A 15,116-nucleotide genomic window follows, 5' to 3' on the forward strand; every position below is an offset into this window, starting at 1 on the left:
CACGTATTCCAGCTGTACAAGAAGCAGTTAAAAAAGAAATCGGTAAAGAACCACATAAAGGTGTAAATCCTGACGAAGTCGTAGCGATGGGTGCTGCTATTCAAGGTGGTGTTATCACTGGTGATGTTAAAGACGTTGTATTATTAGATGTAACGCCATTATCATTAGGTATCGAAATCATGGGCGGTCGTATGAATACGTTAATTGAACGTAATACTACAATCCCAACATCTAAATCACAAGTTTATTCAACTGCTGCTGATAACCAACCATCAGTTGATATTCATGTGTTACAAGGTGAACGTCCTATGGCTTCTGACAACAAAACACTTGGCAGATTCCAATTAACTGATATTCCACCAGCTCCACGTGGCATACCTCAAATCGAAGTTACATTTGATATCGATAAAAATGGTATTGTTAACGTAACTGCTAAAGACTTAGGTACTAATAAAGAACAAAATATTACAATCCAATCTAGCTCTTCTTTATCTGATGAAGAAATTGATCGTATGGTAAAAGATGCTGAAGAAAATGCTGAAGCAGATAAAAAACGTCGTGAAGAAGTTGACTTAAGAAATGAAGCTGATAGTTTAGTATTCCAAGTTGAAAAAACAATTAAAGACTTAGGCGACAATATTAGCGAAGATGATAAGAAAAATGCAGAAGAGAAAAAAGATGCTCTTAAATCTGCATTAGAAGGTCAAGACATTGATGACATTAAAGCTAAAAAAGAAGAACTTGAAAAAGTAGTTCAAGAATTATCTGCTAAAGTTTATCAACAAGCACAACAACAAGCGCAACAAGCTCAAGGTGCTGAAGGTAACCAACAAAACGATAGCACTGTTGAAGATGCTGAATTTAAAGAAGTTAAAGATGACGAAGATAAAAAATAATAGCTAATCGTTTATAAATAAGTCATATACCATTTTAAATAGTAAGACTATATATAAACTGACAGCCAAAAAGTCAAAGTCAATTGAGCATTGGCTTTGACTTTTTATTTAACATGTTAGTTTAAATGACATTCGCCTCTCAAACAGCATTAAACAGTAGTAAGTGCTTAAAAATTTATCAATTAAAAGGAGCGAGATGAATTGGCCAATAAAAGAGATTACTATGAAGTATTAGGTGTCAGCAAAGATGCCTCAAAAGATGAAATAAAAAAAGCATACCGAAAATTATCAAAAAAATATCATCCTGATATCAACAAAGAAGAAGGTGCAGATGAAAAATTCAAAGAAATTTCTGAGGCCTATGAAATTTTAAGTGATGATAATAAACGAGCTAATTATGATCAATTTGGCCATAGTGGTCCTCAAGGAGGTTTCGGCAACCAAGGATTTGGTGGTCAAGATTTCAGTGGCTTCGGCGGTGGTTTCGAGGATATCTTCAGTTCTTTCTTTGGAGGATCTAGACAACGAGATCCTAACGCCCCACGTAAAGGCGATGATTTACAATATACAATGACTATTGATTTTGAAGAAGCAGTATTTGGTGCAACAAAAGAGATATCTATTAGAAAAGATGTAAAATGTCATACATGTAATGGTGAAGGTGCTAAACCAGGAACCAGCAAAAAAACATGTAGTTACTGTAAGGGATCAGGCCGTACTTCTGTTGAACAAAATACTATACTTGGTCGTGTAAGAACTGAACAAACTTGCCCTAAATGTCAAGGTACTGGTCAAGAATTTGAAGAACCATGTCCAACATGTCATGGTAAAGGTACTGAAAACAAAGTAGTTAAACTAGAAGTTAACGTGCCTGAAGGCGTTGACAACGAACAACAAATTCGCTTAGGTGGTGAAGGTTCTCCAGGTGAGAACGGTGGCCCTAACGGTGATTTATATGTTGTTTTCCGTGTTCGTCCTTCTAAGAAATTTGAACGTGATGGCGACGACATTTATTACAACTTGAACATTAGTTTCCCACAAGCTGCCCTTGGAGATGAAATAAAAGTACCAACGTTAAAAGGCAATGTCATGTTAACTATTCCTTCAGGTACACAAACGGGTAAACAATTTAGACTTAAAGATAAAGGTATTAAAAATGTTCATGGCTACGGTTATGGCGACTTATTCGTTAATATTAAAGTTGTAACACCAACAAAATTAAATGAAAAACAAAAAGAATTAATGCGAGAATTTGCTGAAGTTAGTGGAGAAGAAATTAAAGAACAACATTCTAATTTTAAAGATAAAGCACGTAAATTTTTCAGAGGTGAATAAGCAATGAATTGGGTAGAGCTCTCAATCGTAGTTAACCATGAAGTAGAACCTTTAGTCACTAACATTTTAGAAAATTTCGGTTCAAATGGTGTTGTTATTGAAGATTCTCATGACTTGATACAACCACCTGCCGATAAATACGGTGAAATTTATGAATTAAAATCTGAAGATTATCCTGAATTTGGCGTCCGTTTGAAGGCCTATTTTAACGAAATTAAATTTACAAAGTCTTTAGCAACACAAATAAAAAAAGAAATTTTAAATTTAACCGAATTAGATACCACAGTTTTTACTTATAATACGCAACCTGTGGCTGAAGAAGATTGGGAGAATGAATGGAAAAACTATTTCCATCCTTTTAGAGCTTCGAAACGATTTACAATTGTACCCAGTTGGGAAACCTATACCAAAGATAGTAACGAGGAGCTCTGTATTGAATTAGATCCTGGTATGGCTTTTGGTACGGGTGATCACCCAACGACAAGTATGTGCTTACACGCTATAGAGAAATACGTTTCCTCTGACAAAAATGTCATTGATGTCGGAACTGGATCTGGAATCTTGAGTATTGCATGCCATTTATTAGGTGTACGGCACATCAAAGCGATAGATATTGATGATATGGCAATTAAAGTAGCAATAGAGAACTTTAAAAAGAATCACTGTGATGCTGTTATTGAAGCTAACACTGGTAATTTACTCAAAGATGAAACTAAAAAATACGATGTAGTCATTGCAAATATTTTAGCTCATATTATTGATGAAATGATAGAAGATGCTTATAATACATTAAATGAAGATGGTTATTTTATAACGTCTGGTATTATCACTGAAAAACATTTAGAAATAGAAGCACACATGAAACAGGTTGGCTTTGATATCATTTCAATTGAACAAAATAATGGATGGGTATGCCTTGTTGGTCAGAAAGTGAGTGAATAAGTTGCAACGATACTTTATTAACGAAAACGCTGATGACGGTCAGCGTTTTTTTATTCGAGATAAAAATGACCGTCATCATATTATTAATGTTATGCGCAATTGTGTTGGAGATCATATCATTATTACATTCCAAAATCAAAGCGTATTCGAGTGTGAAATTACAGATATTAATGATGAATATATTCAAATAATGCCGAAAGTCAAATTAGACATACATACTGAATTACCTCTGTATGTAACAATTTGTAGTGGGCTCATTAAGGCAGATAAGTATGAGTGGATGCTTCAAAAAGCTACAGAGCTAGGTGCCAATGAGTTTTGGGCAGTAGATATGGCGCGCTCGGTTGTGAAACTAAATCAAACAAAAGCTATGAAGAAAATTGATAGATGGCAAAAAATTGTCAAAGAAGCTGCCGAGCAAAGTTATCGACTTACTATACCTTCAGTAAAGTACATGTCGAATTTGAAATCCGTTTATGATAAAATAAGTCATTATGACTATATTCTGATTGCATATGAAGAACAAGCAAAGCAAAATGAAAGAAGCCATTTCAGACAATTATTACAATGTTTTAAGCCAAACGATCACGTTTTAATGATATTTGGTCCCGAAGGTGGGTTAACAGAGTCAGAAATCGAGATGTTTAAGGATAATAGTCACACAGTAGGTTTAGGACCTAGAATTTTAAGGGCAGAAACAGCACCATTGTATGCACTAAGTGCAATGAGCTATGAAAATGAATTATTGGGGTGAATGACATGTCAACGGTAGCTTTTCATACATTAGGTTGTAAAGTAAACCATTATGAAACAGAAGCAATTTGGCAATTATTTAAAGAAGCAAATTATGAAAGAGTAGATTTTGAAACCAATGCAGATGTGTATGTTATTAACACATGTACGGTTACAAATACTGGAGATAAAAAAAGTCGACAAGTCATACGTCGTGCTATTAGAAAAAATCCTGATGCAGTTATATGCGTCACTGGTTGTTATGCACAAACATCATCAGCAGAAATTATGGAAATTCCAGGCGTTGATGTTGTAGTTGGTACGCAAGACCGTCATAAATTACTATCATATATAGATGAGTTTCAAAAAGAGCGCCAACCTATTAATGGTGTAGGAAACATTATGAAAAATCGCACCTATGAGGAATTAGATGTACCGTATTTTACAGATCGTACACGTGCTTCATTAAAAATTCAAGAAGGCTGTAATAATTTCTGTACATTTTGCATCATACCATGGGCTCGAGGTTTAATGCGTTCTAGAGATCCGAAAAAGGTTGTTGAACAAGCCACAACGCTTGTCAATGCAGGTTATAAAGAGATTGTGCTCACTGGTATTCACACTGGTGGTTACGGTCAAGACTTGAAAAACTATAATCTAGCACAACTGTTACGCGATTTAGAAACGATTGATGGTCTAGAAAGAATTCGTATTTCTTCAATTGAAGCCAGTCAACTAACAGATGAAGTGATTGATGTCATTGAAAAATCTAATAAAGTTGTCCGTCATTTGCATATTCCGTTACAATCAGGTTCAGATAGCGTGCTTAAACGTATGCGACGTAAATACACGATGGAACATTTTTCAGAACGTCTATCAAAACTTCATAAAGCGTTGCCAGATTTGGCAGTGACAAGTGATGTTATAGTAGGTTTTCCTGGAGAAACTGATGAAGAGTTTCAAGAAACCTTTGATTTTATAGCAAAACATAAGTTTTCTGAATTACATGTATTTCCATATTCTTCACGAATCGGTACACCTGCTGCTCGTATGGATAATCAGATTGATGAAGATGTTAAAAATGAACGTGTTCACAAATTAATTGCTTTAAGTGATCAATTAGCTAAAGAATATGCTTCTAAGTTTGAAGATGACGTATTGGAAGTTATTCCTGAAGAAAAAGGTAGTTTCCATGGTTCACTGGTTGGTTATGCAGATAACTACATGAAAGTACAATTTGATGGTGATGAATCATTGATAGGTCAAATTGTCAAAGTAAAGATTGTACATGCTGATTATCCGCTAAATAAAGGTGAAGCATTAAGAGTAGTTGAACACGCTTCTAATTTATCTGAGCAAGAAGTACTAGTGTAAACTTTCCGCGCTTTACTAATTGACCGCACAATGGAGATATATTATACTAAATAAAGCATAGTCTATTGTACTATGCACATAATTATTAAAGTTCCGTTGATATTTGGAGGGAGGGAAATACAGATGTCTAAAACAGTAGTACGTAAAAACGAATCACTTGAAGATGCGTTACGTAGATTTAAACGTTCAGTATCAAAAAGCGGTACAATTCAAGAAGTACGTAAACGTGAATTTTACGAAAAACCTAGTGTTAAACGTAAAAAGAAATCTGAAGCTGCGCGTAAACGTAAATTCAAATAATTAATAGCTCTGTTGACTCCCTCAACACGAATGTTAATTATATATTAGGTTAGGACTATAAATAGGTTCCAACCAACGAAAAATGGCAATTTCTATTGAAATAACGTAGAAATTGCCATTTTGTTATACTTTTGTTTTTTAGTTTGCAAAGTTATTATCTTTTCATATATTTTAATGATGTATTGCAAAAGTATATTTGAATATGAATTATCGTTTCATGGAACTGTAGAGAAAGTAGTACCAAGCAGGGGTTAAGTGATAACAACATATTATACAAGTGATATTACAATATAAAAAATATAATTAAAAATTCTAAATGCATTTCAAAAATCATTAAACTTTATTATTTAGGTTGTTGATTTTATCAGACTCATTATATCGTTAAAAATAAATACCAGCTATTATTCATTTATTTAATATATTGTTGTTGGAAATCTTATAGATTCTCTTTTATATCCCTATAATCTTAGTCATGATTCATGTATAATCAAAATGGGAGCGAGGTGAATTTATGACAGTTATAAATGGAATACATACCTTTTTCTTGCTGAACTTTTCTTCTGATGTCTCTTGGATATTTGATGTAGCTCAAATTCTTACACATCCATTGATGACACTTATTCTGACAGTCGCTATATTTTTAGGATTTTTATATCAATTATACTCTCCTAAAATTAATTTAATAGGTGTAGTTGCAGCATTATGTTTATTACTATTATTTTTAGGATTTCTCATCAATGGCGACGTCAATTTGATATCGGTAATTTTATTTGGCATAGGGGTAATTTTTGTTATTATAGAGCTCTTTATTGTAGGTGCAATAATAGGCTTTTTTGGCATAGTTCTAATCTCATTAAGCTTAATAATGCTTGGTGATAACTTGTTTATTATGTTATTCAATGTCATTATTGCAGTTATTCTTAGTATTGTTGAATGGGTCATTTTAGTAAAACTTTTAAATCGAAAAATACCTTTTTTTGAAAAAGTTGTACTTAAAGATTCGACAAATGCTGAAGCTGGTTATAGATCTCACGATGACCGTTCTCACTTAGTTGGCAAAATAGCTCGTACTTCTACAGACTTACGTCCAGCAGGCATTATTTTAATAAATGATGAAAGAATAGATGCTGTGTCAGATGGTTCATTTATTTTAAGAAATAAAGATGTCAAAATATTAGAAGTAGAAGGCACTCGAGTTGTAGTAAGAGAGATAGATTAATTTATAGGAGTGATTTAATGTTTAGTATTGGATTTATTGTAATTGCTATTATAATTCTTGTAGCAATTCTTATTTTATTTTCATTTGTTCCAGTTGGACTGTGGATTTCAGCAATTGCAGCAGGCGTTAAGGTTGGAATCGGAACACTCATTGGTATGCGTTTACGTCGCGTTTCGCCTAGAAAAGTAATTGCGCCATTAATAAAAGCACATAAAGCTGGTTTAAACTTAACAACTAATCAGTTAGAATCTCACTACTTAGCTGGTGGTAACGTTGATAGAGTTGTTGATGCAAACATCGCTGCGCAACGTGCAGATATAAATCTACCGTTTGAACGCGGTGCTGCGATTGACTTAGCCGGTCGTGATGTATTACAAGCTGTTCAAATGTCTGTTAATCCTAAAGTTATAGAAACACCTTTTATTACTGGTGTGGCTATGAATGGTATCGAAGTTAGAGCTAAAGCACGTATTACGGTTCGAGCTAATATTTCTCGATTAGTCGGTGGTGCTGGTGAAGAAACAATTATTGCTCGTGTAGGTGAAGGTATTGTTTCAACTATCGGTTCAAGTGAACATCATACACAAGTTCTTGAAAATCCAGATAATATTTCTAAAACTGTATTAAGTAAAGGTTTAGATTCAGGTACAGCCTTTGAAATTTTATCCATTGACATTGCTGACGTAGATATCGGTAAAAATATTGGTGCTGATTTACAAACTGAGCAAGCACTAGCAGATAAAAACATTGCTCAAGCTAAAGCCGAAGAACGTCGCGCGATGGCAGTAGCTAAAGAACAAGAAATGAAAGCAAGTGTACAAGAAATGCGTGCAAAAGTTGTTGAGGCAGAATCTGAAGTACCTCTTGCTATGGCAGAAGCACTACGCAACGGTAATTTAGGTGTCAAAGACTATTATAATTTAAAAAATATAGAAGCTGATACAGGAATGAGAAATGCTATCAATAAACATACAGACAAAGAAGACCCAGAATCACCAAAATAATTAAAGGGGTGATGTCATGAACATTGGTATTCTCATATTTGCTATTTCGGTCATCATTTCAATTATCAGTGCGATGGGGGATAAGAGTCATAAACAACGTCAGAATCAAAAACCACCTAAAAAGAAAGCTCAGTCTAAACCAACATCACGTCAACCACAAAAAGGTTCGTTCTTAGATAAAGTTGGAGATAAGCTAAATGAAATGAATGAAGAAATTTCAGGTGAACATACGAAACATAAAAAAGTACAACACGATAAAAATACCTCTCAACCTGTGTATAAAGATCGTAAATTAGAACGAGAGATTAAGGTGGAAACACAAGATAAAGCACGTCCTACAGTTCAAAGATCTTCAAGGCAACTAACACAATCTCAAAATAGCAATAATGATACCTTACAAACACAGCCATCATCAAGAGATGTTGTGAATAAGCAGCCTTCAAATCAAGATTTAGAACATACACTTATGGATGATTTAAAACGTGTTCGTTTAGATATTGATAATGAAAAAGAAAAGCAACTCGCAATGATTGAGCAAAAAGCAAAAGAAATTATTAGCGATAAATATTTATCACCTAGAGCTAAACAATATCGCTTAAAGCAATTGCTAAACACCAAATCAATCGAACAAAATATGACCCATCAAGCACTACAATTTGATAACAATCCTGTAGTTAATGGTTTAATTTGGCAAGAAATATTGAATAAACCAAAGCAATTATAATATATAACATATTCCACTAATTAAATTGTATGTAGTGGGATATGTTATTTTTTATATTTTGAGCCCATTAGCCAATCTTTTTTAAATTTACAAACACATTAATTTGTATCAATATGGATTGTTTAGTAAACTTTTATTGAAAGTGAGTTTTAATAATTTTCACATCCAAGGTTATCTAGTTATCATGATATAATAATCATAAATTGACCTATTTATATCATGCAGTAAAAATTTGATAAATAATGTTACTTGTAAAGGAGCCCGTTTATGCCAGAAATAATTCAAATCGACAACATTAATCAATCTCAAGCTTTAATCGGAAATAATGATGAGCATTTAAAAGCGCTAGAGGATGCATATGATGTTGTCATACATGCCAGAGGTCAAGAAATTGCTGTTAAAGGCGAACGTCTGGAGCATGTTGAAAAGGCAGAACAAATTCTTAAAAATTTATTAAAAGTTATAGAACTCGGCCATGTTATTACACTTAAAGACGTAGAAGCTGCTATTAAAATGGCTGATAATAATACTTTGCAATTTTTATTAGATTTATATGAGGATGAAATTACAAAAGATGCATATGGTAAAACCATTCGTGCAAAAACTATGGGACAACGTATGTATGTCAATGCAATGCAACGAAATGATTTAGTTTTTGGCGTGGGTCCTGCTGGCACTGGAAAAACATTTTTAGCTGTTGTTTATGCAGCTAAACAATTACGAAAAGGGAAAGTCAAACGCATTGTGCTAACACGCCCTGCTGTTGAAGCTGGTGAATCTTTAGGATTTTTACCAGGTGATTTAAAAGAAAAAGTAGATCCTTACTTAAGACCATTATATGATGGCTTAAATACGGTATTAGGTCGTGAACAAACAGCACGTTTTATTGAAAGAGGAATTATCGAAATTGCACCACTTGCTTATATGAGAGGTCGTACATTAGATGATGCCTTTGTGATTTTAGATGAAGCACAAAACACAACACATGCTCAAATGAAAATGTTTTTAACAAGGTTGGGCTTCGATTCAAAAATGGTTGTTACTGGAGATCAAACCCAAATTGATTTACCTAAAGGCGTTAAAAGTGGTTTGAAAGAAGCTATAAGCAAATTGCAAGGGGTAAATGGTATTCATATTATGAATTTGGATCAATCCGATGTTGTTAGACATCCTTTAGTAGGTAAAATTATCGCAAGATATGATGGGGAGGTAAAATAAACATGTTTACCATAGATTTTAGTGACCACACGCAAATGGTTGATGAAGCATGGTTTCAACAAATTGACGATTTACTTAACTTTGCAAAAGAACAAGAAGGTATTACACAAGATGCAGAATTATCCGTGACATTTGTAGATAAAGAAGAAATTCAACAAATTAATAAAATATATCGAGATAAAGATAAAGTAACCGATGTTATATCCTTTGCTTTGGAAGAGGATGAACCTGAAATAACAGGCTTGGAGATACCTCGCGTACTAGGTGATATTATTATATGTACAGATGTAGCACAAGAACAAGCTACGACATATGGTCATTCATTTGAACGAGAGTTAGGCTTTCTTGCTCTTCATGGATTTTTACATTTATTAGGCTATGATCATATGAATGAAGAAGATGAAAAGAAAATGTTTGGTCGGCAAGAAACAATATTAACTGCATATGGACTGACGAGAGATTAAAGAGTTTAAACGTTTTAGATACGCCTTTAATGGTTTTAAAGCACTGCTTGTTAAAGACCATAATTTCTTACTTCATCTTATCATTTCAATACTTGTTATTGTTTTAGGATTTATCTTTCAACTTAACAGATATGAGTGGCTTTTTATCCTATTATCCATATTTCTTGTCTTAACATTAGAAGCACTGAATACGGCTATAGAATTTGTTGTTGATTTAGTAACATTGGATTATCATGAGTTTGCAAAGTACGCCAAAGATATCGCGGCTTTTAGTGTCATGCTAGTATCTATCTTTGCTATTATTACTGGACTAATTATTTTTATTCCTCATATATTTTCGTAAAGGAGTTTGTTACAATGAGTTATCAACAACATTATTTTGAAGAAGCTCAAAAAGCTCAAAGTAACGCTTACACGCCTTATAGTCAATTTAAAGTAGGCGCTTATTTGAAAACTAAGGATGGCAGAGGGTTTTATGGTGCCAATGTTGAAAATGCATCTTATCCTGCAACAATTTGTGCAGAACAATCCAGTCTTGCCGCAGCAATCGCTCTTGGATATCAGCCTGGGGATTTTGAATCAATAACTGTGACAGTTAATAGTATAAAACCAACATCGCCATGTGGTATTTGTAGACAAGTTTTAAAAGAATTATGTGATGATGATATGCCCATATATATGACAAATAATACAGGTGAAATGCGTGCTTCCTCAGTTTCAGAATTGTTACCATTTGGATTTTCCGGAAAGGATTTAGAAAATTAATGACAGTACATAAATCAGGTTTTGTTTCAATTATAGGTCGACCAAATGTTGGTAAATCAACATTTGTTAATAGAGTGATTGGCCATAAAATAGCAATAATGTCAGATAAAGCTCAAACAACGCGTAATAAAATTCAAGGCGTAATGACGCGAGATGATGCGCAAATTATTTTTATCGATACACCAGGTATTCATAAGCCAAAGCATAAGCTTGGTGATTATATGATGCGCGTGGCTAAAAATACATTGTCTGAAATTGATGCTATCATGTTTATGGTCAATGTAAACGAAGATATCGGACGTGGTGATGAATATATCATGGACATGCTACGTAATGTGAAGACACCCGTATTTTTAGTATTAAATAAAATTGATTTAGTACATCCAGATTCTTTGATGCCACGTATCGAAGCTTATCAAAAATATATGAACTTCACTGAGATAGTACCTATTTCAGCATTAGAAGGACTTAATGTTGACCATTTTATAGATGTGCTTAAAAGCCATTTACCAGAAGGACCAAAGTATTATCCTGACGATCAAATTTCAGACCATCCCGAACAATTTGTTGTTAGTGAAATCATTCGTGAAAAAATATTACACTTAACTAGCGAAGAAATCCCTCATGCTATTGGCGTGAATGTCGATAGAATGATTAAAGAAAATGAAGATCGTGTTCGCATTGAAGCAACGATATATGTTGAACGTGATTCTCAAAAAGGAATCGTTATTGGTAAAGGTGGAAAAAAATTAAAAGAAGTAGGTAAACGTGCACGTCATGATATTGAAATGTTACTTGGTTCCAAAGTATATTTAGAATTGTGGGTAAAAGTTCAAAAGGATTGGAGAAATAAAGTGAATTTTATACGTCAAATTGGATATATTGAAGACCAAGATTAAACAGAGAGTGGGTGTTATTTATGCTCATGAAACAAAAAGGGATTATTATTAAGTCTGTGGATTATGGTGAATCAGATAAAGTAATTACTATCCTTAATGAACATGGCGCTAAAGTACCCTTAATGGTACGTCGTGCAAAAAAAGCCAAAAGTGGTTTTCAAGCTCATACACAATTATTTGTGTATGGCTTATTTATTTATAACCAATGGCGTGGAATGGGAACCCTTAATTCTATTGATGTTATAAATCAGCATTACGAGTTAAGGCTTGATTTATACACACATAGCTACGCATCACTTAGTGCTGAAATTATAGACAAAGCCATGGACGATCAAGAAATTTCAAAATATTATTATGAATTATTGCATTTTGTTTTAACAAAAATTACTGCAGGTACTTCTGCACAGCTAATGTCGATAATTACGATGTTGAAATGTATGCATAAATATGGCTTTTCCGCAAACTTTAACCATTGTGTCATAACTGGTTCAACTAATCCGTCTAACTTAATAGGGTACAGTTTTAAATTTCATGGTGCTATTTCACAAGAAGCAGCTTATCGAGATCCACATGCCTTATTAATATCAAATAAAACCTTGTACCTGTTAAATATATTACAACAATTACCCATTGAAAAAATGAATCAACTTAGCATCCATCAAGAGATTATAAACGAAATGTCTGACTTTATGATTATGTTATATAGAGAATATGCTGGTGTATTTTTTAAAAGTCAAAAATTAATTAATCAACTCAATAGATTAGAACCCAAATAACTATTAAAACCTCCCATAACTGTTGTCCATTTCTAGACAATCTTTTTACGGGAGGTTTTATTTAGCTATTGATAATCTATTGCGCACAGAATTAGCAAGTATTAACCTTTACGTATATCTTAAAATTTAACTTTTTCTGTTAAAAATGCTTCTAATTCAGCAATCGGCATACGTACTTGATCCATAGAATCACGATCACGAACAGTTACTTGATTGTCTTCTAATGAATCAAAGTCAAATGTAATACAATAAGGTGTTCCAATTTCATCTTGTCGACGATATCGCTTACCAATTGATTGGGATTCATCAAAATCAATAGCAAATTTTGAACTTAAATCTTCAAAAATCTTAATCGCTTCTCCTGAAAGCTTTTTACTCAATGGCAACACTGCTGCTTTATACGGCGCTAAAGCAGGGTGGAAATGAAGAACCGTACGAGCGTCTTTACTGCCTTCAACACCTTCTTGATCATAGGCATCACACAAGAACGCTAATGTTACACGGTCAGCACCAAGAGACGGTTCGATACAATAAGGAATATATTTCTCATTTGTTTCAGGATCATGATATTTAAAATCTTCTCCTGAATGCTCACTATGTTGTTTTAAGTCGAAGTCAGTACGGCTTGCAATACCCCATAATTCACCCCAACCAAATGGGAATTTATATTCTATATCAGTCGTAGCGTTAGAATAGTGAGATAACTCATCTTCATCATGGTCTCTTAAACGCATATTTTCTTCACTAATATTTAAGTCTTTTAACCACTGACTAGCAAAAGTTTTCCAATAGTTCTGCCATTCGATTTCTTCGCCAGGCTTACAGAAGAATTCTAATTCCATTTGTTCAAATTCTCTTGTTCTAAAAATAAAGTTACCTGGTGTAATTTCATTACGGAATGATTTACCTATTTGACCAATACCAAATGGCAACTTTTTACGCATAGAGCGTTGCACATTTTTGTAATTAACAAAAATACCTTGCGCAGTCTCTGGACGTAAGAAAATTTCATTTGTTGAATCTTCTGTTACACCTTGGAAAGTTTTAAACATAAGGTTAAATTGACGAATATCTGTCCAATTTGCAGTACCACTTACAGGACAAACAATGCCTTCTTCATCGATAATGCGCTTCATTTCATCAAAACTCAAGCCATCAGCAATAAAGTTTTCGTCTCCTTTTTGTTGTTGCATATAATCTTCAATTAGTTTGTCTGCACGATAACGAATTTTACTATCTTTATTATCAATCATAGGGTCATTAAAATTACCTAAATGTCCAGAAGCTTCCCAAGTTTTAGGATTCATTAAAATCGCTGCATCAATCCCGACGTTATAAGGTGATTGTGTAATAAATTTTTGCCACCATGCTTTTTTAACGTTATTTTTTAATTCTACACCAAGAGGCCCATAATCCCATGTATTTGAAAGCCCTCCGTATATATCACTGCCAGGGAATACAAACCCTCTGTGCTTTGCTAACGAAACAATTGTATCCATATCTTTTACCATATGCTTATCCTCTCCTTGTACACAAAAACGTCCCAAAGACGTTGATATAATATATCTCCATCTTTGGGACGAGTCATTATTTTTAACCGAATAATAAATATTCGTTTATTAACATATTAACCCGCGGTTCCACCCAAATTAGTGTAGCCACTCTCTTTACTTATCAAATTGTTATGCCAATGTCATCGTTAAGCTTGCACCGTCCTTAACTCGCTTAAGTTTATTCTAATTGAAAGTATTTTTTTAAGCAAGTATTTATATGTATTTGTAGCAACAACCATTTACAGTTATAATATAATAGAAATTAAGAGGGGTGAAGACCTATAGAACTTAGTAAAAGGCAAGAGCAAATAATTGATATTGTTAAGCATGAAGGACCTATCACTGGTGAGCATATTGCTGAACACCTAAATCTTACACGAGCAACTTTAAGACCTGATTTAGCTATTTTAACTATGTCTGGTTTTTTAGAAGCACGACCTCGCGTTGGCTATTTTTATTCTGGTAAATCTAAAAATAAAATATTTAAAGATCAATTGCGCCAATATAATGTCAAAGATTACATGTCACATCCAGTTGTAGTAAAGGGAGATATGACTGTTTACGATGCCATTTGCACGATTTTCTTAGAAGATGCGAGCACATTGTTCATTGTGAATAACAATAATGATTTTATAGGCATTTGTTCTCGCAAAGATTTATTACGCGCTTCTATGATTGGTGAGGATATACATACTATGCCGATTAGTATCAATATGACAAGAATGCCAAACGTCACATATTTAGAGGAATCGGAATTAGTCGTATATGCTGCAAATCAAATGATAGAAAAAGAAATTGATGCTTTACCTGTAGTTAGAAAAAAAGACAATAATAAATACGAAGTTGTGGGTCGTATTTCAAAAACAACAATAACAAAACTTTTTGTATCTTTATTTAAAGAATAGGTGGTATACA

At 33.5% G+C, this 15,116-nt stretch carries 17 protein-coding genes; 16 read left to right on the forward strand and 1 reads right to left on the reverse strand.

The annotated features are described in order from the left end of the window. The 15 genes from CD041_RS12265 to recO form a co-directional block, all read left to right on the forward strand. Positions 1-896, forward strand: an 896-nt coding sequence (locus CD041_RS12265; protein WP_258027197.1) for an Hsp70 family protein, incomplete at its 5' end; no start/stop codon positions are given. A 201-nt stretch (positions 897-1,097) separates the two neighbouring features. Further along, the gene (gene dnaJ, locus CD041_RS02080) at positions 1,098-2,231 is read left to right on the forward strand and encodes a molecular chaperone DnaJ (RefSeq protein ID WP_002478111.1); all 1,134 of its coding nucleotides are present in this window, start codon (positions 1,098-1,100) and stop codon (positions 2,229-2,231) included. A gap of 3 nt (positions 2,232-2,234) precedes the next feature. After that, entirely contained in the window at positions 2,235-3,173 is a 939-nt protein-coding gene (gene prmA / locus CD041_RS02085; RefSeq protein ID WP_037544379.1) for a 50S ribosomal protein L11 methyltransferase, read from the forward strand. Position 3,174: 1 nt separating this feature from the next. Next, complete coding sequence (locus CD041_RS02090) at positions 3,175-3,927, forward strand: 16S rRNA (uracil(1498)-N(3))-methyltransferase (protein WP_070648461.1); 753 nt, start codon at positions 3,175-3,177, stop codon at positions 3,925-3,927. A gap of 5 nt (positions 3,928-3,932) precedes the next feature. After that, on the forward strand, positions 3,933-5,279 hold the full coding sequence (mtaB, locus tag CD041_RS02095; RefSeq protein WP_037540772.1) for a tRNA (N(6)-L-threonylcarbamoyladenosine(37)-C(2))-methylthiotransferase MtaB: 1,347 nt from the start codon (positions 3,933-3,935) through the stop codon (positions 5,277-5,279). A 123-nt stretch (positions 5,280-5,402) separates the two neighbouring features. Continuing rightward, positions 5,403-5,579, forward strand: a complete 177-nt coding sequence (rpsU, locus tag CD041_RS02100; RefSeq protein WP_000048060.1) for a 30S ribosomal protein S21 — start codon at positions 5,403-5,405, stop codon at positions 5,577-5,579. 511 nt (positions 5,580-6,090) lie between these two features. Then, positions 6,091-6,798: an NfeD family protein gene (locus CD041_RS02105; RefSeq protein ID WP_062077682.1), complete on the forward strand. Its 708-nt coding sequence runs from the start codon at positions 6,091-6,093 to the stop codon at positions 6,796-6,798. 17 nt (positions 6,799-6,815) lie between these two features. Further along, the gene (gene floA, locus CD041_RS02110) at positions 6,816-7,802 is read left to right on the forward strand and encodes a flotillin-like protein FloA (RefSeq protein WP_002458986.1); all 987 of its coding nucleotides are present in this window, start codon (positions 6,816-6,818) and stop codon (positions 7,800-7,802) included. A gap of 16 nt (positions 7,803-7,818) precedes the next feature. Further along, positions 7,819-8,526, forward strand: coding sequence for a hypothetical protein (locus CD041_RS02115; protein ID WP_002458987.1), 708 nt, complete (start codon positions 7,819-7,821; stop codon positions 8,524-8,526). A gap of 267 nt (positions 8,527-8,793) precedes the next feature. Continuing rightward, positions 8,794-9,744: a PhoH family protein gene (locus CD041_RS02120; protein ID WP_002458988.1), complete on the forward strand. Its 951-nt coding sequence runs from the start codon at positions 8,794-8,796 to the stop codon at positions 9,742-9,744. 2 nt (positions 9,745-9,746) lie between these two features. Next, positions 9,747-10,208 (forward strand): rRNA maturation RNase YbeY, encoded by a 462-nt coding sequence (ybeY, locus tag CD041_RS02125; protein WP_002458989.1) that lies wholly within the window; start codon positions 9,747-9,749, stop codon positions 10,206-10,208. Continuing rightward, positions 10,204-10,551 (forward strand): diacylglycerol kinase family protein, encoded by a 348-nt coding sequence (locus tag CD041_RS02130; protein WP_080606564.1) that lies wholly within the window; start codon positions 10,204-10,206, stop codon positions 10,549-10,551. Before ybeY ends, CD041_RS02130 begins: the two co-directional genes overlap by 5 nt. Positions 10,552-10,565: 14 nt before the next feature. Continuing rightward, on the forward strand, positions 10,566-10,973 hold the full coding sequence (gene cdd / locus CD041_RS02135) for a cytidine deaminase (protein WP_002458991.1): 408 nt from the start codon (positions 10,566-10,568) through the stop codon (positions 10,971-10,973). Further along, the gene (gene era / locus CD041_RS02140; RefSeq protein ID WP_002458992.1) at positions 10,973-11,872 is read left to right on the forward strand and encodes a GTPase Era; all 900 of its coding nucleotides are present in this window, start codon (positions 10,973-10,975) and stop codon (positions 11,870-11,872) included. The genes cdd and era overlap by 1 nt, the downstream gene beginning before the upstream one ends. Before the next feature lie 20 nt (positions 11,873-11,892). After that, positions 11,893-12,648 (forward strand): DNA repair protein RecO, encoded by a 756-nt coding sequence (gene recO, locus CD041_RS02145; RefSeq protein ID WP_002458993.1) that lies wholly within the window; start codon positions 11,893-11,895, stop codon positions 12,646-12,648. 119 nt (positions 12,649-12,767) lie between these two features. On the opposite strand, the gene CD041_RS02150 is transcribed toward recO, so the two are convergent. Next, complete coding sequence (locus CD041_RS02150) at positions 12,768-14,159, reverse strand: glycine--tRNA ligase (RefSeq protein WP_002478117.1); 1,392 nt, start codon at positions 14,157-14,159, stop codon at positions 12,768-12,770. Between the two features lie 323 nt (positions 14,160-14,482). Here CD041_RS02150 and ccpN point away from each other — a divergent pair, with 323 nt between their 5' ends. Then, on the forward strand, positions 14,483-15,106 hold the full coding sequence (gene ccpN / locus CD041_RS02155) for a transcriptional regulator CcpN (RefSeq protein ID WP_014533295.1): 624 nt from the start codon (positions 14,483-14,485) through the stop codon (positions 15,104-15,106). Positions 15,107-15,116 lie beyond the last annotated feature (10 nt).

The sequence above is a fragment of the Staphylococcus lugdunensis genome, assembly GCF_002901705.1.
In the GTDB taxonomy this organism is placed as follows: domain Bacteria; phylum Bacillota; class Bacilli; order Staphylococcales; family Staphylococcaceae; genus Staphylococcus; species Staphylococcus lugdunensis.